The organism is Thermobacillus xylanilyticus, assembly GCF_907165215.1.
Classification (GTDB): domain Bacteria; phylum Bacillota; class Bacilli; order Paenibacillales; family Paenibacillaceae; genus Thermobacillus; species Thermobacillus xylanilyticus.
The window spans coordinates 1-20,860 of sequence record NZ_CAJRAY010000001.1 but is presented as its reverse complement, the minus strand read 5'-3'; the positions used below and the strand labels follow the sequence as shown (position 1 = coordinate 20,860).

General features: G+C 63.9%; 13 protein-coding genes and 1 pseudogene. 9 read left to right on the top strand and 5 right to left on the bottom strand.

The features are described 5' to 3' along the window. Positions 1-48: 48 nt before the first annotated feature. Positions 49-585, top strand: coding sequence for a DoxX family membrane protein (locus tag KJQ12_RS00070; RefSeq protein WP_015253040.1), 537 nt, complete (start codon positions 49-51; stop codon positions 583-585). A gap of 59 nt (positions 586-644) precedes the next feature. On the opposite strand, the gene KJQ12_RS00065 is transcribed toward KJQ12_RS00070, so the two are convergent. Next, positions 645-2,804, bottom strand: a complete 2,160-nt coding sequence (locus tag KJQ12_RS00065) for a TaqI-like C-terminal specificity domain-containing protein (RefSeq protein ID WP_213482974.1) — start codon at positions 2,802-2,804, stop codon at positions 645-647. A gap of 219 nt (positions 2,805-3,023) precedes the next feature. On the opposite strand from KJQ12_RS00065, the gene KJQ12_RS00060 reads away from it, so the two are divergent. Further along, positions 3,024-7,448 (top strand): endo-1,4-beta-xylanase, encoded by a 4,425-nt coding sequence (locus KJQ12_RS00060; protein ID WP_213482973.1) that lies wholly within the window; start codon positions 3,024-3,026, stop codon positions 7,446-7,448. A gap of 80 nt (positions 7,449-7,528) precedes the next feature. Here KJQ12_RS00060 and KJQ12_RS00055 read toward each other — a convergent pair whose 3' ends face one another. Both KJQ12_RS00055 and thrC read right to left on the bottom strand, forming a co-directional pair. Then, on the bottom strand, positions 7,529-8,386 hold the full coding sequence (locus KJQ12_RS00055; protein ID WP_213482972.1) for an AraC family transcriptional regulator: 858 nt from the start codon (positions 8,384-8,386) through the stop codon (positions 7,529-7,531). Between the two features lie 95 nt (positions 8,387-8,481). After that, positions 8,482-9,873, bottom strand: coding sequence for a threonine synthase (gene thrC, locus KJQ12_RS00050; protein ID WP_213482971.1), 1,392 nt, complete (start codon positions 9,871-9,873; stop codon positions 8,482-8,484). A gap of 276 nt (positions 9,874-10,149) precedes the next feature. Here thrC and greA point away from each other — a divergent pair, with 276 nt between their 5' ends. The 3 genes and pseudogenes from greA to KJQ12_RS00035 form a co-directional block, all read left to right on the top strand. Further along, positions 10,150-10,626: a transcription elongation factor GreA gene (gene greA, locus KJQ12_RS00045; protein WP_213482970.1), complete on the top strand. Its 477-nt coding sequence runs from the start codon at positions 10,150-10,152 to the stop codon at positions 10,624-10,626. A 121-nt stretch (positions 10,627-10,747) separates the two neighbouring features. Further along, entirely contained in the window at positions 10,748-11,080 is a 333-nt protein-coding gene (locus tag KJQ12_RS00040) for an ArsR/SmtB family transcription factor (protein WP_213482969.1), read from the top strand. Between the two features lie 267 nt (positions 11,081-11,347). Next, positions 11,348-12,550: pseudogene (locus KJQ12_RS00035) on the top strand (SulP family inorganic anion transporter); the annotation flags it as partial. Between the two features lie 109 nt (positions 12,551-12,659). Here the strand turns inward: KJQ12_RS00035 and KJQ12_RS00030 are convergent. Continuing rightward, positions 12,660-13,796, bottom strand: a complete 1,137-nt coding sequence (locus tag KJQ12_RS00030) for a zinc-dependent alcohol dehydrogenase (protein WP_015253032.1) — start codon at positions 13,794-13,796, stop codon at positions 12,660-12,662. 139 nt (positions 13,797-13,935) lie between these two features. On the opposite strand from KJQ12_RS00030, the gene KJQ12_RS00025 reads away from it, so the two are divergent. Together KJQ12_RS00025 and KJQ12_RS00020 are read left to right on the top strand one after the other, a co-directional pair. Continuing rightward, a complete protein-coding gene (locus KJQ12_RS00025) occupies positions 13,936-14,541 on the top strand; it encodes a DNA-3-methyladenine glycosylase (protein WP_213483033.1) in 606 nt (201 codons plus the stop codon). A 42-nt stretch (positions 14,542-14,583) separates the two neighbouring features. Next, positions 14,584-16,443, top strand: coding sequence for an FMN-binding glutamate synthase family protein (locus tag KJQ12_RS00020; protein ID WP_015253030.1), 1,860 nt, complete (start codon positions 14,584-14,586; stop codon positions 16,441-16,443). Between the two features lie 6 nt (positions 16,444-16,449). Here KJQ12_RS00020 and pepT read toward each other — a convergent pair whose 3' ends face one another. Next, positions 16,450-17,691, bottom strand: coding sequence for a peptidase T (gene pepT / locus KJQ12_RS00015; protein ID WP_213482967.1), 1,242 nt, complete (start codon positions 17,689-17,691; stop codon positions 16,450-16,452). A 197-nt stretch (positions 17,692-17,888) separates the two neighbouring features. Between pepT and KJQ12_RS00010 the strand changes: the two genes are divergently transcribed. Then, entirely contained in the window at positions 17,889-20,120 is a 2,232-nt protein-coding gene (locus KJQ12_RS00010; protein ID WP_213482966.1) for a bifunctional diguanylate cyclase/phosphodiesterase, read from the top strand. A gap of 214 nt (positions 20,121-20,334) precedes the next feature. Next, positions 20,335-20,860: futalosine hydrolase (locus tag KJQ12_RS00005; RefSeq protein ID WP_244860323.1), on the top strand; the 526-nt coding region annotated here is incomplete at its 3' end.

Here is a 20,860-nt window from a genome sequence, read left to right as displayed (position 1 = left end):
GGCGCCGGCCGAAGGCGTCCGAACACATGGTTGACGGAGGGATGAGGCATGAGCAGAACCATCCATGTACCGGAAAATCCCGTATCGCATTTTCTGTTCAACAGCACCCGTTCGGCCTGGATCTGGCTGATCGTGCGGCTGTATCTCGGCTGGAAATGGTTGGACGCCGGCTGGCACAAGATCAATTCAGACACCTGGGTCGGGAAGAACGCCGGCAAGTCGCTCGAAGGCTTCGTCAAAGGCGCGCTCGCCAAGGCGGAGGAAGGGCAGGATGTGACCGGCTGGTACGCATCGTTCCTGGAGAACGTCGTCCTGCCGAATGCGAAGGTGTTCAGCTACATGGTCGCCTTCGGCGAGACGCTCGTCGGCCTCGGCCTCATTCTCGGCCTGCTGACCGGCATTGCGGCGTTCTTCGGCTCATTCATGAACGTCAGCTTCCTGTTCGCCGGAACGCTGAGCACGAACCCGCTGCTGTTCATTCTGGCGACCTGGCTCGTGCTGGCCTGGAAAGTGGCCGGCTGGTACGGTCTCGACCGCTGGGCGCTTCCGTTCCTCGGCACGCCGTGGGGCAGGGTCAACCGATAGATTCACCGATCCAACGGCAGGCAAAAGGCTGCGATGCACGGATGCATCGCAGCCTTCTTTCATGTTCCGGGCCGGCACAGCGTTCCGGGCAGGTCGATCCGCCCGGCGACGAGGCGGCGTTCGGCGTCCCGGAGGCCGTACAGCGCCATGATGCGCCGGTCAATCGCCTCGTACAGTTCCCGGCGCCCGGCCGGATCTTCGCAGGCGATCAGCCGGTCGACGAGCGCGGCGATCCGGTCCTGCTCCGCCGGCGGGCAGGCCGGGAGCGGCAGCGCTTCGATGTGGCGGCGCAGCACCTTGACGGAAGCGTGCGCGTAGGTGTGATAGAACCGGGCGGGCCGGGAATTGAGCGCGGCGAGCACGTATTTCATGCGGTAGCCGGGCGCGCGCGGAATGATGATGTTCGCGCTGTTGAGCGTAAGCGTCCGCCGGTCGTCGTAGGCGAACACGAGATCCGCGTTGATGAACCGGTAGATCAGTTTCTCCGGGGCGCGGTAGAGCGGCTCGGGCGCGGTCTGCTGGTACCGGTCCGGGTCGAATCGGATGTACCGCCCCGAATGGCGGATGCTGTATACGGACACATCGGCGCCCCGCAGCACCGGTTCCCACCCTTCGGGCACCCGGCCGTCCGGGAATTCCCGCACATGGGCGCGGTTGTCGCCGGTGACGATGCCGAGCGCGAAGTCGCACCGGCCCTTGAGATACCAGACGCCGGGCGCGGCGCGCATCCGCTCGAGGACGGCCTGTTCCGCGTCCGCGGCGCGCACGTTGAACGCGCAGCCCGGGTTCGCCCGGAACCGCCGCTGCGGAATGGCGTCCGCCCGGCCGCGGCCGTCCCGGACGATGACGGCGTGCCCGGAGCCGGGCGGACGCTTGCGCAGCGTCAGCGTGACGGCCGGGCTGCTGACGCCCGCGAACGGATTGCCGGCCAGCGTGATGCCGAGCATTTCGGTCTGCTCCGCGATGAGGCGGCGCGCCTCGGCATGCCGGTCGACCGTAAGCAGCGATTCCGGCAGGACGTAGGCGAGCAGCCCGCCGTCCTTCAGCATCGACAGGCCCGCCTCGATGAACAGGCCGAACGATTCCGTCCCGAAGCTTGCCGCGGTGCGGAATCGGCGCTTGAACCGCTCCGCCTCTTCCGGGGCGAACCGATAGCCCCAGGGCGGGTTGCCGATGACCAGGTCGTACCGGGCGCTGCAGGGGTCTTCGGGATGTCCGGACAGCGCGCGCAGCGCGTCTTGCCGCCGGATCGGGAAGCCGGTCGGCATGCCGCCGCCGTCGGGCTCGGCGAGCAGGGCGAGGTTCAGCCGCGCCAGATGGACGGCTGTCCCGTCGATGTCGAAGCCCGCTAGCGCGCCATGCTCCCGCAGCGTCCGGTCGGCTTCGCGGGCGCTCAAGCCCCGGGCGGTGAGCCGGCGTTTCAGCGCGAGGTAGACGCGGATCAGAATGTTGCCCGACCCGCAGCACGGGTCGATGACGCGGGGCAGGCCGGCATCTTCCGGCCAGACGTCCAGCACTTCGCCCGCAAGCGATTCGACGATCGCGGAGGGCGTGTAGTAGGCGCCGGTCTGCTTGCGCCGGCGCAGGCGGGCAAGCGACAGATGGACGAGGCCGAGCAGGTCGTCGCCCTCCGCGTACGCGGCGGGCAGCCGCGCCAGCTCGCGCAGCCTGCGCCGCGCGTCCGCGTCGAGCGGGGGGACGCCGTCCTCCCGGGCCTCGTCCTCGCCGCCTCGCCCGCACAGCCCGTCGAGCAGGGGCGCGAAGCCGCCGGCATCCAGCCGGCCGTCCAGGAACCGCTCGGCCAGGCTGGCCCCGCCGGCTTCGGGCTGCGCGGGCAGATGCCCGCGGCTCACAAGCAGCTTCAGCGCCAGCTCGAGGAGCGCGAGCCGCGGATCGAGCCGGTCCGCGGCGATCTCGGCCGCCTGCCTGGCCAGCCGCTCATGCGCTTTCGTCCGGACGTAGCCCGCCGGAACGAACGCGCCGTCCGCCGCCGTCTTGTTGCGGCGGCTCCGGAGCCGCGCCGTGCGGCCCGAAGCGAGCGCTTCCTTCAGCGCTTCGACTTCCGCGCGGTCGAAGGCGAGCGTCCGGCCGCTGCGGATGCCGCACAGCCGCCCGGCTTTCGTCCAGTTGCGCACCGACGCGACCGAGATGGACAGGATGCGGGCCGCTTCGGCGGCCGAGATCAGCTCCTTCATGGCGTGCACCCCCTTTTCCGCCAACCCGTCAATCTCCCTTGATGATCTCCATTATAGCGAAAAATATCGGCCTCAACGCGTGGCTCAAAGGCCGGGTCCATCGGTTCAATTTCCGAACATCTAAGATTTTGAAAGAAAAATCTATAATTGTTCAACTCCACATTCTTACAGCAGGTGATATATAAAGAAGATGAGGATTGTAAGCGCTTCAAATTTTTATGGATTGGAGGCCGATATATCTTCATGAGAAGCAGACTGCGAAAACATCTGGCATCGTTGCTGGCGCTTGTCATGCTGATCCCCGGCGGGTTTGCTGTTCCGTTGACCGCGTCGGCGGCGGGCGATCCCGCGGTCGTCTACCACGAGACGTTCGCGAGCGGGATCGGCAAAACCGAGCAATCCGGCGGAGCAAGTCTGCAGCACGCCACGGGCGTGTACTTCGACGGGAACGACGACGGCGGCGCGCTGTACGTGACGAACCGGACGAACCCGTGGGATGCCGCCGACTACTCTGTCTCGTCCGTTCCGCTGCAGACGGGGAATACGTACACCGTCACCGCATCGGTGTATGCGGATCCGGCCGATCTGCAGGAGCTGGACAAGCTGACGATCGTCGCCGCGGTGGTCACGACGGACGATCAATACCGGCAGCAAAAGTCGGTGGAGCTCGAGCCGGGCAAACCGGCGACGCTGACCGAAACGTTCACCGTGGAAGACCATGACAAGGCGTTCCGTATCCAGACGGATGCCAACGGCAAAGAAATTCCCTACTACATCGGCGAGATCAAGTTTATCCTGACCGGAACGGGCGGACCGGAGAAGCCTGGTCAAAAAGTGGTCCTGTCGCAAAGCTTTGAAGACGGCGATTACACCGGATGGTCGCGCAAAAGCTGGGGCGGCCAGGGCACATTGGAAGTTTCCGGGGATGTCGCTTCGGACGGCTCCAAGTCGCTGAAATTCACGAATCGTGAAAGCGCTGACAGCCAACCGCTGCTGAATCTGACCGGCGTCATGAAGCCGGGACGCACGTACGATGTCTCGCTGAACGTGAGACTCGGAGCAGGTTCCGGACAATTCCATATTGCCTCCAAGATCAATTCGCCGCTGCTGGACAACCAGTACCCGTGGCTGGTCGGCAACCAGGACGTCACGGCGAACGATTGGACGACGTTCGCGGCCAAGGAAGTCGAGATTCCGGCCGACACGAGCGAAGTGCTGCTCTGGATCGAGTCGGCCGAGAGCAACACGCTGACCTCGGATATTTACATCGACGAAGTGCTGATCGTGGACGTCACTTCCGGCGGCGAGGATCCGGGTGATGTCGATAAGAGCGGCATTTTCGACGATTTTGAGAGCGGCATCGGGAACTGGGTGCGCCGGTTCGGCGCGGGCGGCATCGAGGTGACGCAGGAGGACAACCACACCGAGGGCGGCAAGCACAGCCTGAAGACGACCGCTTCGGCCCAATACGACGGTCCGCTGCTCGATGTGCGCGGCAAGATGGCCCGCGGTCATCAGTATGAACTGTCGGCTTGGGTGAAAATGGCCCGGGGCGAAGAGCCGACGGTTATCCGGATCAGCGTCCAGTACGGTGAAAACAGCTTCGCGAACGTATCCCCGGACGTGACGGTGACGGACGGGGAGTGGGTGAAGCTGAGCGGCACCTATACGCAGTCCGTGACGCCCGGCGAGTATCTGAACGCCTATGTGGAAGTGGCGAACGATTACGGCGGGCCGCGCACCTTCCTGATCGACGATTTCGAGCTGAAATACATCGGGCCGGTGGCCGGGCCGAATCCGGATTTCTCGCTCCCGGCGATCAAGGACATCTACAAGGACCAATTCCTGATCGGCAACATCATGAACCCGGGCAATTTCGACGACGAAATCCGGTCGAAGATGCTGAAGCATCATTACAATCTGCTGACCGCGGAGAACGCGATGAAGCCGGAGTACGCCTACAAACCGGGCACCCGGGAGTTCGACCTGACGGACGAGATCGCGCTGGCCGAGCAGGCCATCGCGAACGGCTTCAAGGTGCATGGCCACGTCCTCGTATGGCACTCGCAATCACCGGATTGGCTGCATACCCAGGTGGATGCCAACGGCACTCCGCTCCGGGATGCGAACGGCAACATTCTCTATCTGGACAAGGAAGAGGCGCTGAACAATCTCCGCACCCACATCCGGACCGTCGTCAAGACGATCGGCGACCGGGTGATTTCCTGGGATGTCGTGAACGAAGCGATGAACGACAACCCGCCCAACCCGGCAGACTGGCGCGATTCGCTGCGCCGTTCGGGATGGTATTACGCGATCGGTCCGGACTACATCTATGAAGCTTACAAGACCGCTCGCGAAGTGATCGACGAGAACGGCTGGGACATCGAGCTGTACTACAACGACTACAACGATGACAACCAGAACAAGGCGACGGCCATCGCCAACATGGTCCAAGAGCTCAACGAGCGGTACGCGGCTGAAACGAAAAGCGACAAGAAGCTCATTGACGGCATCGGCATGCAGTCGCACTACAACCTGAACACCAACCCCGACAATGTGCGGGCATCGATCGAACGGATCATCGGCCTCGGCTTGAAGGTCGGCATCACCGAGCTGGACGTCATGGCCGGAACGAACGGCACGATCACCGAGGACCAGGCGATCCGGCAAGGCTGGCTGTACGCGCAGCTGTTCCAACTGTACAAGGAATATGCCGATCATATCACGCGCGTCACCTTCTGGGGCGTCGATGACGGCACAAGCTGGCGATCGGAGAACAGCCCGCTGCTGTTCGACGGCCGTTATCAGGCGAAACCGGCGTACTACGCCGTCATGGATCCCGCCAAGTTCATCGAAGAGCATCCGCCGGCGGAAAAAGAGTACCAGGAAGGCACCGCCGCTTACGGCACACCCGCCGTGGACGGAACGGAGGACGCGGTATGGAGCCGGGCGGAGGAGCTGCCGATCGCACGCTTCCAGACGGCGCACAACGGCGCGACCGGCACGGCCCGGGTGCTCTGGGATGACCGGAATCTGTACGTGCTGATCAAGGTTCAGGATACCGCGCTGGATCAGACGAGCGATCTGCCGTACGAACAGGATTCCGTCGAAGTCTTCCTTGACGAGACGAACAGCAAGGCGCCGTCCTACGGCCCGGGGATCGGCCAGTACCGGGTCAACTACGAGAACGCCGCCACGTTCAATCCGGAGAGCATTGCCGAAGGGTTCGAGTCCGCGGTCGTCGTGAACGGCACGAACTACACCGTCGAGATGAAAATTCCGTTCAAGACGATCACGCCGGCGAACGGCCGCAAGATCGGATTCGACGCGCAGATCAACGACGCGAAAGACGGCGTGCGCCAGAGCGTGGCGATCTGGAACGACCTGACGGGCCAGGGCTGGCAGGATCCGTCCGTATTCGGCGTGCTGACCCTGACCGGCAAGCCGCAAAGCGGCGGCGGTCCGTCGCCAACGCCCTCGCCGGCGCCCGCTCCGGAGCCGGCCGTGGCGGAAGACGGCACCGTGACCGTCAAGCCGACGATCGCGAACGGCCGGGCGAAGGCGAGCCTGAGCGGCGGCACGCTCTCGCAGGCGCTTGAACTCGCGGCGGCGGACGACACCGGCCGCAAGATCGTCGTCCTTGACATCGATGCGGAAGACGCCGAAGCCGTCGACGTGGAATTGCCGGCCGGGTTCCTGGCCGCTGACGAGCCGTATGTCATCCGGCTCAGGACGCCGCTGGGCATCGTCGACTTGCCGTCGAACATGCTGGCGGGCATTGCCGGGGATGCGGAGACGATCACCATCGCCATTTCCGGCGTCGACGACCTCGAACTGGATGAAGCCGTGCGCAACCGGATCGGCGATCGGCCGGCGATCAGCCTGAATGTGCTGGCGGACGGCGAGGCCATCGCCTGGAACAACCCGAACGCGCCGGTCACCGTGTCCATCCCGTACGAGCCGACGGCGGAAGAGCTCGCGAATCCGGGTCATCTCGTCGTCTGGTACATTGACGGAGATGGCCGCGCAACGGCCGTGCCGAACGGCCGCTACGACGCCGAATCCGGCGCCGTCGTGTTCCGCACGACCCATTTCAGTGTCTATGCCGTCGCTTACGTCGTGAAGACGTTCGACGACATTGACCGGGTGCCGTGGGCGAAGCAGGCGATCGAAGCGATGGCTTCCCGCGATATTATCGACGGAAGCGGCGGTTCAAACTTCGATCCGCACGCCTTCGTCACCCGCGCCGAATTCGCCGCCCTGCTCGTCCGCGCGCTCGAACTGAAGGATACGGGCAAAACCGTCGCGATGTTCAGCGATGTGGCGAAGACGGACGAATTCTATGACGAAGTGAGGATTGCCAAACAGCACGGCTTCGTCAGCGGAAACCTGCTCAACCGGTTCAATCCGAACAGCCCCATCACCCGCCAGGACATGATGGTGATGGTTGATCTGGCGCTCCGGGCCGCAGGCAGACCGCTTCCGGAAGGCGGCTCTCTCCTCCGGTTCAAGGATGCCGGCGACGTGGCCGCATATGCCCGGAGCAGCGCCGAGAAGCTGGTGGCGGCGGGAATTGTGCAGGGAGCAGGCGGCACGCTCGTTCCCGGCAACCGTCTGACGCGCGCGGAAGCCGCCGTCATCCTGTACCGGATCTGGGCGCACTGAGCGAAAAACGCATGGAAGTGAAACGGGGCCGTCCCCCAGGCAGCCTTGGCTGCCGGGGAACGGCCCCTTGCTTGTGCGCGTTATTTCTTCACAATCGGAATCCAAACCTCGCAGCGGTAATCGGGGGCGGACGAATCTCCGTCCAGGTAAACTTCCAGCTCCGGTCCGTGGGCATGCTCGTAGTTCGTCGACGGGAACCACTCCTGGAAGATACGCCGAAAAGTTTCTTGCACGGAACCCGGCACCGGACCGACCGCCGTGAATACGGCCCAGGTGAGGGGCGGCACCGTGTAGACGGTCAATTCATCCCCCGCCGGTTCCGAACCGGCTTCGACGCCGATCATGTACGAGAGTTCTTCCTGGCCGGGATTCATGGGCAGACAGACGCCCATCGCCATTTTGCCGGTGCGCGATTCGAGCCGCGGGATCCAGCCGTCCGCATAACCGTCGTGCCAAAATTTCGGGATCTCCCGGAGATTTTCGCCATCCCGGCACGTCGTGTCCAACACCTTCCCGATGATCCGGAACGCTTCCCGATCGACAATCCGGTAATCCATCGCATGAACTCCTTTCAAGGATAATTGGAATTCCATGCGGGGGAAGGCTTTGAGCCGAACGCCGGGATTGCGGGCTTCGGACGGCGGGATGCCGTGCAGCCTGCGGAACGCCTTGGCGAACGATTCCGGCGAATCGTACCCGTACTTGAGCGCGACATCGACGACCCGGTTCTGCGTCGATGCCAGCTCCTGCGCCGCCAGCGTCAGCCGCCTGCGCCGGATGTACTCTGTTACCGTAATTCCCGTCACCATATGGAAGAGCCGGTGGAAATGGAACGCCGACGAGTAAGCCGCCTTGGCCGCCTCCTCGATGCTGACCCCGTCTTCCAAATGATGCTCGATGTAATCCAGCGCCCGGTTCATTCTGTCCAGCCAATCCATCCGCATCGTCCTCCTCATCCACCGTAACATGAGAGGTTCCAAAGCCGCCTGTTCAGGCTTGCTCTCCGATGACAGATGGCGGCGATGGCGCCGGTTCAGCCGAAGAACGCTTCGAGCTGTTCCTTCACCTGATCGTTCGCATTGCCGACAACCGTGACGCGGCGCGGCTTGCCGAACAGCGTCTGGATCGGCTCGGGATACACTTGCGAGATGTTCCGCAGCCGGATCGCCTCGTCGAACTTGGCGGGATGGGCGGTGGACAGCGAGACCGTGACCTCGCCTTCGTCCGACCGCTTGTCCGCTGCCGCGACGCCGCAGGCGGTGTGCGGATCGAGCAGATAGCCGTACGATTCGTAATAGCGGGCGATCGTGTCGAGACATTCCTCGTTCGACACGCTGTATGCGGCGAAGTCTTCCCGCACCCGGCGCAGCATATCCTGCGGCACTTCGATCCGGCCTTCGGACTTGAACCGTTCCATCAACGCTGCGACCGTGCCGGTATCGCCGTCATACAGGTAGTACAGATAGCGCTCAAAATTGCTCGCCACCTGAATGTCCATGGACGGGCTGTACGTGCCGCGGAATTCGCCGGGCTGATAGACGCCGCTTGCGACGAAGCGGGCGAGGATGTCGTTCTCGTTCGTCGCGAGCACGAGCTTGCCGACCGGCAGCCCCATCCGCTTCGCGATGTAGCCGGCGAAGATGTCGCCGAAGTTGCCGGTCGGCACGCTGAAGTTGACCGGGCCGGCATGCCCCTGTTCCGCCAGACGGAAGTACGCGTAGAAATAGTAAACCGTCTGCGCGAGGATGCGGGCGATGTTGATCGAGTTGATGGCGCGCAGATGATACTGCCGCTTGAACGGAACGTCCGCGAACAGCTCCTTGATGATGCGCTGGCAGTCGTCGAACGTGCCTTCGACGGCGAGGTTCAGCACGTTGTCGTCCTGCACCGTCGTCATTTGCAGCTCCTGCACCCGGCTGACCTTGCCGTGCGGGTGGAGGATGCAGATCTTGATGCCTTCCTTGCCGCGTACGCCTTCGATGGCCGACGCTCCGGTGTCGCCGGACGTCGCGCCGAGGATATGGATGACCGAACCGGTCTTCCGCGAGACGTAAGCGTACAGATTGCCGAGGAACTGCAGCGCGACGTCCTTGAAGGCGAACGTCGGGCCGTGGAACAGCTCCAGCACATGCAGATCGTCGCGCAATTTCACGACCGGCGTGACGTGCGGGTCGCGGAATGTCGCGTAGCTCGAGTCGACGAGCCGTTTCAGCTCATCCCGCGGAATGTCTTCTTCCATGAACAGCGCCAGAAGTTCCAGCGCCAGTTCGGGGTAGGACAGACTGCGCCATGCCTTGAGCGCGTCGTCCGACAGCCGCGGAAGCTGCTCCGGCACGAGCAGCCCGCCGTCGTCCGCGAGCCCCATCAGGATGGCGTCGGTGAAACCGATCGGGGCGACCCCGCCCCGGGTGCTGATATACTTCATATCGATCTCCTTGTCGCAGCATTGAGTGTGAAGCGGCCGCCGGCGCACGCCTGCCCGCTTCCTCCATGCCCCCTATTGTACATCAGGATGCCCGTTCCGGTCGACTCCTCGCGAGATGCGGGGGCAAGGGCGGCAAACATGCACCGCATGCCCGCGAACGGAGGATCAAGCGGACAGGCAGAAAGCCGTGAATTTTTTTGCTACAATGCATTATCGAAACGGGAGGGCTTGGGGTAAAATATAGAGGGTTATGCATTCAATGGGGAGTGGAAAACCATGGCGAACGACGAACTGATATTGACTCCGGAAGGGTACAGGCAACTGGAGGAAGAGCTCCGCGAGCTGAAGGGCCCGAAGCGCAAGGCGCTCGCCGAACGGCTCAAGGTCGCGATCAGTTACGGCGATCTCCGCGAGAACAGCGAATACCATTCCGCGAAGGAAGAGCAGGCGTTCATGGAGACGCGGATTCTGCAGCTCGAGCGGATGCTGCGGACCGCCAAGGTGGTCAACCCGGATGAGGCGGCCGACGGTACGATCCAGATCGGCTCGACCGTGCTGCTGCATGATCTCGAGTTCGATGAAAAAATCGAGTACCGGATCGTCAGCCCGGCGGAAGCGAACGTCAACGAGAACAAAATTTCGTACGAGAGCCCGCTCGGCAAGGAACTCATCGGCAAGAAGGCCGGCGACAAGGTGAGCGTCACGGCTCCGATGGGCATCATTGAATACAAGGTGCTCGAGGTCAAAAGCTGAGCGTCCCCGCATCACCCTGCGCGGCGCTCGCGCCTTCGCCGGGGTTGCCTGTCCCGCGCTTCAATATGTTACTATAGAGAGAAGCATTACGGGCCGGCAGGCCTGAACAGGGGAATCGGACATGGCCAACAGCATTCAGCAATTCAAGGCGGATTTCTTCAAGGCGCTGGCGCATCCCTTGCGAATCCGCATTCTCGAGATTCTCTGCGAAGGCGACCGCAGCGTGAACGAAATCCAGAGCCTCCTGCAATCGGAAGGCTCGACCGTTTCGCAGCAGCTCGCCGTGCTCCGGAACAAGAACGTCGTGTACGGGGTGAAAGAGGGGACGACGGTCGTCTACTCCCTGCGCGATCCGCTGATCAAGGATTTGCTGCAGGTGGCGAGACAGATTTTCGACAACCATCTGATCGACCAGATTCAATTGCTTGAAGAGATTCGCAACGAACCGTTGTGAATGGAAGCAGACGCAAGAACGGCCCGGGTTCCGCTGGCGGAATCCGGGCCGTTCCGCGTCTTTCGGGCAGGCTGCGGGCTCCAAGCTTCGCCCGGACAGCCCGGAACGGACAAGAATCGGAAATTCGGGGCGCCGCGTCCGTTTTCGCGCGAATTCCGCCTTTGACAGGAAGGAGGAAGCGGGAGTAGGATACATCTTGTGTTTATTATATTTGAAAATTTAAATATTTAGATAACCATAAAAACAGAGAAAAGAGGCGCATCCGGGTTGCAACCTACGGACAGTACAGGCGGATACGGGTGGGAGAAATTCCGCAGGGATCTGGTCTCCGGCATCATCGTCGGTCTGATCGCCATTCCGCTCGGCATGGCGTTCGCCATCGCCTCCGGCGTCGAGCCGGAGTACGGATTGTACACGACGGTGATCGCGGGCATGCTGATCTCGCTGCTGGGCGGTTCCCGATACCAGATCGGCGGGCCGACCGGCGCCTTCATTCCGGTGCTGCTCGCCATCGTGCTGGAGCACGGCTACGAGCGGCTGCTGACCGCCGGCTTGCTGGCCGGCATCCTGCTCGTGATCATGGGGCTGCTCAAGGCCGGCTCGATCATCGCGTATATTCCGAAAGCGGTGACGGTCGGCTTCACCGCGGGCATCGCGGTCATCATTTTCACGGGCCAGATCGGCAATTTCCTCGGACTTCAGGGGATGAAGCAGCATGAGTTCTTCCTGCAGAATATCGGGGAAGTGCTGCGGCGGCTGCCCGCCGCCAGCCTCGAGAGCGTCTGCGTCGCGTCGGTCTGCCTTGCCGTGATGCTCATCCTGCCGCGCGTGACGACGAAGATTCCGCCGGCGCTTGCGGGCATTGCCGCCGCCACGGCGGTTTCCCTGCTGCTGTTCGATGGCCGGACCGCGACGATCGAGTCGGTCTACGGCGCGATTCCGTCGTCGCTGCCGGCGCTTGCGCTGCCGGATCTGTCGTGGGGGACCATCGTGACGATGCTGCCGTCCGCCCTGCTGATCGCCGCGCTCGGCAGCATCGAATCGCTCCTGTCGGCCGTCGTCGCCGACGGCATGACGGGCACGCGCCACAACAGCAACCGCGAACTGGTCGGGCAGGGCATCGCGAACATCGTCACGCCGCTGTTCGGCGGCATCCCGGCGACCGGCGCGATCGCCCGCACCGCGGCCAACATCCGGACGGGCGCCGCTTCCCGGATGTCCGGCGTCATCCACGGCGTCGTCGTGCTGCTCGTGCTCGTCCTGCTCGCCCCGCAGGCGTCGAAGATCCCGCTCGCGGCCATGGCTCCGGTGCTGATGGTCGTCGCCTGGAACATGAGCGAGCGGCGGGCCTTCAAGGAACTGCTGCGGAAGCGGTCGCCGGAGTCGGTCGTGCTCGTCGCGACGTTCGCCCTGACCGTGTTCATCAACCTGATTGCCGGCGTCGGCTGCGGCCTCGCGCTCGTGCTGCTGTACCGGCTTCGCGAAGCGGTCCGGAGGCGCGGCGCGGTCCGTACGCCCGCCGGCGCGGTCGCCGATTCCGTCCCGCTGTCCAGGCGGAGAGGGCGCGGATGACCGGCTGTCAAGGCCGCAGAATGACCTTGATGCAATGCTGTTTCCGCTGTGCGAAAATCTCATATCCCTGCTTCGCTTCCGAGAGCGGCATCACGTGGGTCACGATGTCGCTCGGGTCGAGGCGGCCCTGCTTCATCAGGTTGTAGACGACGGGCATGTAGTGGACGACCGGTGCAAGGCCGCCTTTCATTGTAATGTTTCGGGAGTAAATTTCCCCGTAGGGAAATCCGTTGTAGCGCATCCCGTACAGACCGGTGACCTGGATCAACCCGCCTTTGCGCACCGCCTGCGCGGCGGTGATGAGCGCTCCCAACGAACCGCCTTGCATCTTCAGCATTGTCTCGACATACTCGACGGGCGTCATTTTGCCTTCCATGCCGACGCAGTCGATGACGATGTCCGCGCCGCCCCGCGTCATCTCCTTGAGCAGCTTTCCCGTCTCCTTCGGTGATTCGAACGCGACCGTCTCCACATTGTTCGTCCGCCTCGCATGCTCCAGCCGGTAGCCGACGGGTTCGACGGCGATGACCCGCTTCGCTCCCATCAGCCAGCAAATCTTCTGCGTCACCAGACCGATCGGACCGCATCCGAGCACGATGACCGTATCGCCCGGCATCACGCCCGCGTTTTCAGCGCTCCAGTAAGACGTCGTCAGCACATCGGCGATCATGACGAGCTGCTCGTCGGTCAGCTCGCAGTCGTCCGGAATGCGGAACGGCAGATAGTTGCCGTACGGCACGCGCAAGTATTCGGCCTGGGCGCCGGGATAGCCCCCGCCCTTGTCGGAGAAACCGAAATAAGCGCCGATTTCCGCGTTTTCGTTCGAGTTGTCGCATTGGCTTTCCAGCCCGTTCCGGCAATAAAAACATTCGCCGCAACTGACACTGAACGGGATGACGACCCGGTCGCCTTTCTTCACCCGGGTGACTTCCGGACCGACTTCCTCGACAATGCCGAGCGGTTCATGGCCGATGACGAAATCCTTCGGCAGATCCGGGACCATGCCGTGCACGAGATGCAAATCCGAGCCGCAGATGCCGCTTGCCGTCAGCCGGACGATGATGTCGTCGGGACGTTCAATGCGCGGATCGGCGACCTCTTTCACCTCGATGCTGTGGGCGCCCTGGTACGTGACGGCTTTCATTGATGAGACATCCCTCCGCCTGTGTAGAAATGGCATCGCCTGCCGGTAGGTTATCCATTCGCATCCATGTTATACTGGGGGCAGAAGCGGTCCTGCAGGACCGCCGCTCGACATGCAAGGAGGCGGGAAGAGCTTGCGGATGGAACCGGTGCGGGACGGCTTCTTCGACCGGCCGACGCTGGAGCTTGCGCAGGCGCTGCTCGGCATGCTGCTGGTCTGCGTTACGGAGGAAGGCGCGGCCGCCGGCCGAATCGTGGAGACGGAAGCGTATATCGGTCCGGAGGATCGCGCCGCCCATTCCTACGGCAACCGGCGCACGCCGCGGACGGAAGTCATGTTCGGCCCGCCCGGAAGGGCCTATGTCTATGTCATGCATACCCACAGCCTGTTCAATGTGACGAGCGGGAAGGAAGGGAAACCCGAAGCGGTGCTGGTCCGCGCCGTCGAGCCTGTCCTGGGACTGGAGTTGATGCGGGCGCGGCGCGGGCCGGTGAAGCGGCCGTACGATTTGACGAACGGCCCCGGCAAGCTGACGAAGGCGCTCGGCATCACGAAGGCGGACTACGGCCGTCCGCTGACCGCGCCGCCGCTGTTCATCGCGCAAGGCCGACCGGCCGAAGCGGTGGCATGCGGCCCGCGGATCGGCATCGAAGGAAGCGGCGAAGCGCGGTTCTACCCCTGGCGGTTCTGGGAAGCGGGCAATCCGTATGTGTCCAGGGGCAGAGGAGCCGCCGCGCGGGAATGACGCTGTCGGATCACGTCATCAAGACAAGGAGGCGGGGTTGCCATGCAAATTGTCGGTCAATTGCTCGATATTGCCGCCACCGTCATCGTGCTGGCGGTGCCCGTTGCCCTTATCGCGTTGTATGTCTGGGACAAATATCTTCAGCGTCAGCATTCCGTTCTGAAAACGCATCCGGTCATCGGCAGGCTGAGGTACGTGTTCGAGATGCTCGGACCGGAATTCCGGCAATATTTCATCTGGGGCGACAAGGAAGGGCGGCCGGTGGACCGGGACACGCAGGCGTATATTGCCAAGGCGGGCAAATACGGCTCGACCGTCATCGGATTCGGCTCGCGCCGGGATTTCCAGACGGAAGGGTTCTTCCTGAACAACGCGCTCTTCCCGAAGAACACGGACGAACTGGCCGTCGACCAGACGGATGTCGTCACGACGACGTACAAATATCAAATCTTGAGCGAAGGACTGATCTCCCGCAAGGAACGGCGCATCCGCGCGACATCGCTGCCCTGGGCGCTGACCGAGCGGGATGCTGTCGTTATCGGCGAATACAACAAGGTGCGGATGCCGTACAAGACGCGAGGCTTCGTCGGCATCTCGGGCATGAGCTTCGGCGCGCTCTCCGACAACGCGGTCCTGGCGCTCGCCCAGGGCGCGGCGATCGCCGGCCACACCTGGATGAACACCGGGGAAGGCGGACTGTCGCCCTATCACCTGTCGAAGGTGTACGAGCTGCGGGACGGACAGGCCGCAAGGCCGCGGGACCGGCATGAAGCCGCCGTTTTCGATTTCGTGCGGAAGCGCCGTATCGTCTCGAATTTCGAGATTCTGCGGGAGCTTGCGGACATTCCGCATGAAGACATGCGCGTCTTCGACATGGAGGAGAATCCGTACATCCAAGCCGCGGAGCGCATGGCCGCCGCCGGCGTGCTGACGCGCAAGGCAGCCGATCTGATCTTCCAGATCGGCTCGGCCAAATACGGCGCCCGCTCGGACGCGCGCGGCACGTTCGATCCGGAGGCGTTCATGCGGACGGCCGGACGTCCCGAGGTGAAGATGATCGAGGTGAAGCTCGCGCAAGGGGCGAAGGTGCGCGGCGGCAAGCTGCCGAAGAGCAAGCTGACGCCGATGATTCGCCGCATCCGCGGCATTCCGATGGATTACGACGGCGATGTGGAGTCGCCGAACCGGTTCGAGGATTTCCGCGACCTGCCGTCGCTCTTCGCGTTCCTCGAGCGGCTTCGCGAGCTGTCCGGCAAGCCGGTCGGCGTCAAGCTGGTCGTGGGCAGCGAACAGGCGATGGAGGAGCTTGCCGCCTTCATGCGCGAGTCCGGCACCGGACCGGACTTTCTGACGATCGACGGCGGCGAGGGCGGCACGGGCGCGGCGAACATGGAGATGGCCGATTCCCTCGGCCTGCCCGTCTATTCCGCGCTGCTCCTCGCGGACAACGCGCTTCGGCGGCACGGCGTGCGCGACCGGGTGAAGATCATCGCCAGCGGCATGCTCGCCACCGCCGATCGCATTGCGATCGCGCTGGCGTTCGGCGCCGATCTCGTCAACGTCGGCCGCGCCGCGATGAACACGATCGGCTGCATCAACGCGCTGAAATGCAACACGAACGAATGCCCGACCGGTGTCACCAGCCACAAGCCGGAGCTGAAGAAGGGGCTGGTCATCGAGGAGAAAAGGTTCCGCACGGCCAACTACCTGACGACGGTTCGCGAAGGCGTCTACATGCTGGCGGCTTCGTGCGGACTCGATTCGCCGGCGGGCTTCAGGCGGGAGCATGTCACGTTCAAGGACCGGAACGCGTCCGCCGTCCGGATGGACCGGGTATGCCCTTACCCGGACGAAACGGGGGCTGCCGCGCGCATGTTCCCCGATTCGGCTCGCATAGGATGATTCGGGTTATTGCGGCCAGTCCCGTTCGGCGAACCGTTTCACGATCTCGATGACCGTCTCGGCGGCTTTCGCCATCACGTCGACGGACACGTATTCGTAGCGGCCGTGGAAGTTCTCGCCGCCGGTGAACAGGTTCGGCGTCGGCAGCCCCATGTAGGACAGCTGCGAGCCGTCGGTGCCGCCGCGGATCGGCCGGATGACCGGCTCGATGCCGAGGCTGCGCATCGCCTCCTCGGCGATGTCGATGATTTCGCGTACCGGCTCGATTTTGTCCCGCATGTTGTAATATTGGTCGTTCATTTCGATCCGGATCCGTTCTTCGCCGTATGCGGCCTGCAGTTCGGCGGCGACATGGGCGAGATACGCTTTCCGGTCTTCGAACTTCTCCCGGTCGAAGTCGCGGATGATGTACTGCATTCTGGCGTGCTCGACGCCGCCTTCGAAGGAGATGAGATGGTAGAAGCCCTCGCGTCCTTCCGTATATTCGGGCGCCTCATCGGCCGGCAGTTTCGCGTGGAATTCCATGGCGATTTTCGCGGCGTGGATCATTTTGCCCTTGGCCGTGCCGGGATGGACGTTCTTGCCGCGGATCTCGATCACCGCCTGGGCGGCGTTGAAGCTTTCGTACTGCAGCTCCCCGAGCGGGCCGCCGTCGACCGTGTAGGCCGCCCGCGCGCCGAACCTCGCGACGTCGAACCGGTGCGGTCCCCGTCCGATCTCTTCGTCGGGCGTGAAGGCGACGCGCACGGCGCCGCGCCTGATCCCGGGATTCCGGACGAGATGATGCATTGCCGTCATGATGATCGCGATGCCGGCTTTGTTGTCCGCGCCGAGCAGCGTCGTGCCGTCGGTCGTGACGAGCGTATGACCGCGGTAACCGGCAAGCTCGGGGAAGTCGCGCGGCGACAGCACGATCCCCTGCTCAGCGTTCAGCACGATGTCGCCGCCGTCGTACGCTTCGACGATCTGCGGCTTGACATTTTTGCCGGTGAAGTCGGTGGCCGTGTCGAGATGGGCGAGGAAGCCGATGACCGGCACGCTGCGGTCCGTGTTGCCCGGGAGGGTGGCCATGACATAGCCGTTGTCGTCCATGGCCGCGTCGGTCAACCCGATCGCCTTCAGTTCATCCACGAGCATGCGGCCGAGTTCGAGCTGGCCGGGTGTCGAGGGACAGGTGCCGCTGTCCGGGTTCGACTGGGTGTCCACCTGAACGTAGCGCGTGAGGCGTTCGATAAGCTCTTTTTTCACGGCGGAATCGCTCCTGTATAAGGGATTATGGGTTATTATAGGCATTCGCCCGGGCCGGCCGCAACCGACGGAAAGCGCGGCCGGCGGGGATTAGGCCAATTTGCAAACTTCGACATGAATCGACAGGATGAATCTTACAGATCCCCGGTCCTTCGGTTATAATGGTGACAGGCGGCAGCCGGTGGGGAGGAACATACGTGGAGGACAAGGGGATGCGCCGATGGTTCTGGGGCGCCGCTGTCTTGACGACATGGCTTGTGCTGTCTGTCGGAACGATCGTTTATCAGAAACAGAAACTGGACGAAACCGAACGTCTCGAATATGAAGCCGCGGCGGCGGTCGCCGCATGGGCGGACGAATTCGCCGCCTGGACGAAGATGCGGATCGCCGAGCTGCGCGTCATGGCGGGCACAACCGCCGTCCGGTCGGGAAATGACGAAGAAGCGCTGCCCTATCTGGCCGAAGAACGGACGAGGCACGCGGACCTTCCGCTCCTGGGCTTGATCGGTCCGGACGGAACGATCGTCTTTCCGGACGGATCATCGGCGTCCGTGAAGGAAGACGGCGCAGTCCCGCATGAAGCGGACGGCGGCGGGATGCTTTACGGCCCGGTCGACGGCCCGCACGGCGAGACCGGTCTCGTGCTGGCCTTTTCTGTTGAGCGGACGGACGGGGCGCCCGGCGGAGCCGTGGGCAGCTTCGTGCCGCTGGCCTGGGTGCACGAGACTTTTTATACATACACGCTGACGGAGGAACAGACGGTTTACTTTCTGGCCGGCGATGCCGCGTTTCGGCTGACGGAGGGCGGCGGGCCGGCGGAGGATCCCGGCCTGGCCGGCCGGATCGGCTCGCGGGACGATGCGGATTCCGGGGTGATCCGGTTCGAGCGGGACGGTGAAGATTTTCTGTTAATATACGGAAAGGCGGCGGGGACGCCCTGGACGCTCGCGGCCGCCGCTCCCGGCCGGCTGCTGCTGGCATCGGCGGGCAGCGGCTTCTGGCGGACCGCGGCGGGCTTCGCCCTTCTGGATGCCGTTTTGCTGCTTCTGCTGTACGTTTTTCATCAAGGCTTCGCCTCCCGGTTCCGCGATCTGAAAAAGCGGCTGGCCCAGATGAGCCACGCGGCCAGACACGATCTGCTGACGGCGCTGCCGAATCGGCTGCAGCTCAGGGAGGCGCTCAACGCGCTGATCCGCAGCCATCCGTTCTCCGAGGACCGGCTGATCGGACTCGTGCTCATCGATTTGGACCGTTTCAAGAACGTCAACGATGCGCTGGGCCACAACGTCGGCGACCGGCTGCTGATCGCGGCCGCCGGCCAGCTCGGCGCCGCCTTGCGCCAAGGCCAGCGGCTGTACCGGCTGGGCGGGGACGAGTTCGTCCTGCTGTTCGAAGCGCTGAAGGCCCCCGGGGAAGGCATCGCCGAAGCGGAGCGGGTGCTCGGACGTCTGCGCGAGCCGATTCGGCTCGAACATCACGAATTCATCGTCACGGGCAGCGCCGGCATCAGCTTCTATCCGAAACATGCGGCCAGCGGCGGCGAACTCCTGCGGAACGCCGATCTGGCGATGTACCGCGCGAAGAAGCTGGGAGGCGGCTGCCTCGTCTGCTATGACGAATCGATGGTCGAGCAGACGACGCGCGAGGTGGCGATCGAGCAGCATCTGCGCAAAGCGGTGGCCGAAGGCGAGCTGGCGCTGGTCTATCAGCCGATCCAGGCGATCGCGAAAGGGAAGTGCGGCCTGTTCGCGGAGGCGCTGCTGCGATGGCATTCCAGGGAGCTCGGCCCGGTGCGGCCGGATCTGTTCATTCCGATCGCGGAGAGCACCGGCCTGATCGTCGAGATCGGCGAATGGGTGCTGCGGCAGGCATGCACTCAGCTCGGTCTGTGGCGGCGCAGCGGGCTGCCGATCGATCGCGTGTCCGTCAATCTGTCCGCCATCCAGCTCGAACAGCCGGGCTTCGTCGACACCGTGCGGACGATTCTGGCCGAAACGGGCTGTGATCCGGACGGGCTGATGCTGGAACTGACCGAGAGCGCGGTCATCAGCCGGATGGATGTGATCGCCAGGACGCTGCGCGAACTGTCGGATCTCGGCATCCTGATCGCGCTGGATGATTTCGGGATCGGGTACTCGTCGCTTTCCGTGCTGAATCAGTTGGATGTTGACGTGCTCAAGATCGACCGCTCGTTTATCTCGCGCATCCATGACGGCAGCAAGGACAGGGCGCTCGTGAAGGTCATCCTGTCCATCGCGTCGCTGCTCGGCATCGATTCGATCGCCGAAGGGGTGGAGACCGAGGAGCAGCTCGAAATGCTTCGGGGCATGCAATGCACGCACGCCCAGGGGTATCTGCTCAGCAAGCCGCTTGACCGGGCGGAGTTCGAGCGGTATGCGGTCCGTTACCGCAATCCGGGGCTGACGTAGCGGTTCGGCCTGGCATGGTTGCCCGGGCGGAGCGCACATCAAGATACTTCAGCTTTTCGTGAGCAAATATCGTGCATTTGTGCACCATGCTGCGGATACTGCGGGCGGATGCCCGAAGGGTGGAGGTGCGGCGATGAGGGACGATAAGCGTCTGGCGGGAACGGACGGTCAGACGGAAAAAGCCGGCCGGGCGGCGAAACCGGACATTCTGATCATGACGGCGGTGGAGGCGGAACGGGATGCGGTGCTGCGCGGGCTGGCGGGCTGCCCGCGGGCGGAGGTGCGGCTGGGCGGCGTCGGCCCGGCATCGGCGGCCGCGCGGACCGCGGCGGCGCTCGCCGGGGGCGGATGGCGCCTCGTCATCAGCGCGGGGATCGGCGGCGGGTTTGCCGGTGCGGCCGGCATCGGCGACCTCGTGCTGGCCGACGTCATCGCGGCCGCCGATCTCGGCGTCGAGACGCCGGACGGCTTCCTGCCGGTGGACGAGCTCGGCTTCGGCACGTCGCGCATCGCGGCCGATCCGGACTGGTCGGCCCGGCTGGCGCGGCGCATCGAAGCGGCCGGTCTGCCGCTTCGCCGCGGTCCGGTGCTGACCGTCTCGACCGCGACGGGAACGGCCGCCACCGCGGCCGAACGCGCACGCCGCGTGCCCGGCGCCGCCGCCGAAGCGATGGAAGGCTTCGGCGTGGCGGCCGCCGCCGCGGCTGCCGGCGTGCCGGTCGCCGAGCTGCGCGCCGTCT

Excerpts from the sequence above, each read along its gene's own strand:
- KJQ12_RS00020 (WP_015253030.1), top strand. The coding sequence starts at position 14,584 with ATGCAAATTGTCGGTCAATTGCTCGATATTGCCGCCACCGTCATCGTG.
- KJQ12_RS00040 (WP_213482969.1), top strand. The coding sequence starts at position 10,748 with ATGGCCAACAGCATTCAGCAATTCAAGGCGGATTTCTTCAAGGCGCTG.
- KJQ12_RS00060 (WP_213482973.1), top strand. The coding sequence starts at position 3,024 with ATGAGAAGCAGACTGCGAAAACATCTGGCATCGTTGCTGGCGCTTGTC.
- KJQ12_RS00030 (WP_015253032.1), bottom strand. The coding sequence starts at position 13,796 with ATGAAAGCCGTCACGTACCAGGGCGCCCACAGCATCGAGGTGAAAGAG.
- thrC (WP_213482971.1), bottom strand. The coding sequence starts at position 9,873 with ATGAAGTATATCAGCACCCGGGGCGGGGTCGCCCCGATCGGTTTCACC.
- KJQ12_RS00025 (WP_213483033.1), top strand. The coding sequence starts at position 13,936 with ATGGAACCGGTGCGGGACGGCTTCTTCGACCGGCCGACGCTGGAGCTT.
- KJQ12_RS00070 (WP_015253040.1), top strand. The coding sequence starts at position 49 with ATGAGCAGAACCATCCATGTACCGGAAAATCCCGTATCGCATTTTCTG.
- KJQ12_RS00055 (WP_213482972.1), bottom strand. The coding sequence starts at position 8,386 with ATGGATTGGCTGGACAGAATGAACCGGGCGCTGGATTACATCGAGCAT.
- greA (WP_213482970.1), top strand. The coding sequence starts at position 10,150 with ATGGCGAACGACGAACTGATATTGACTCCGGAAGGGTACAGGCAACTG.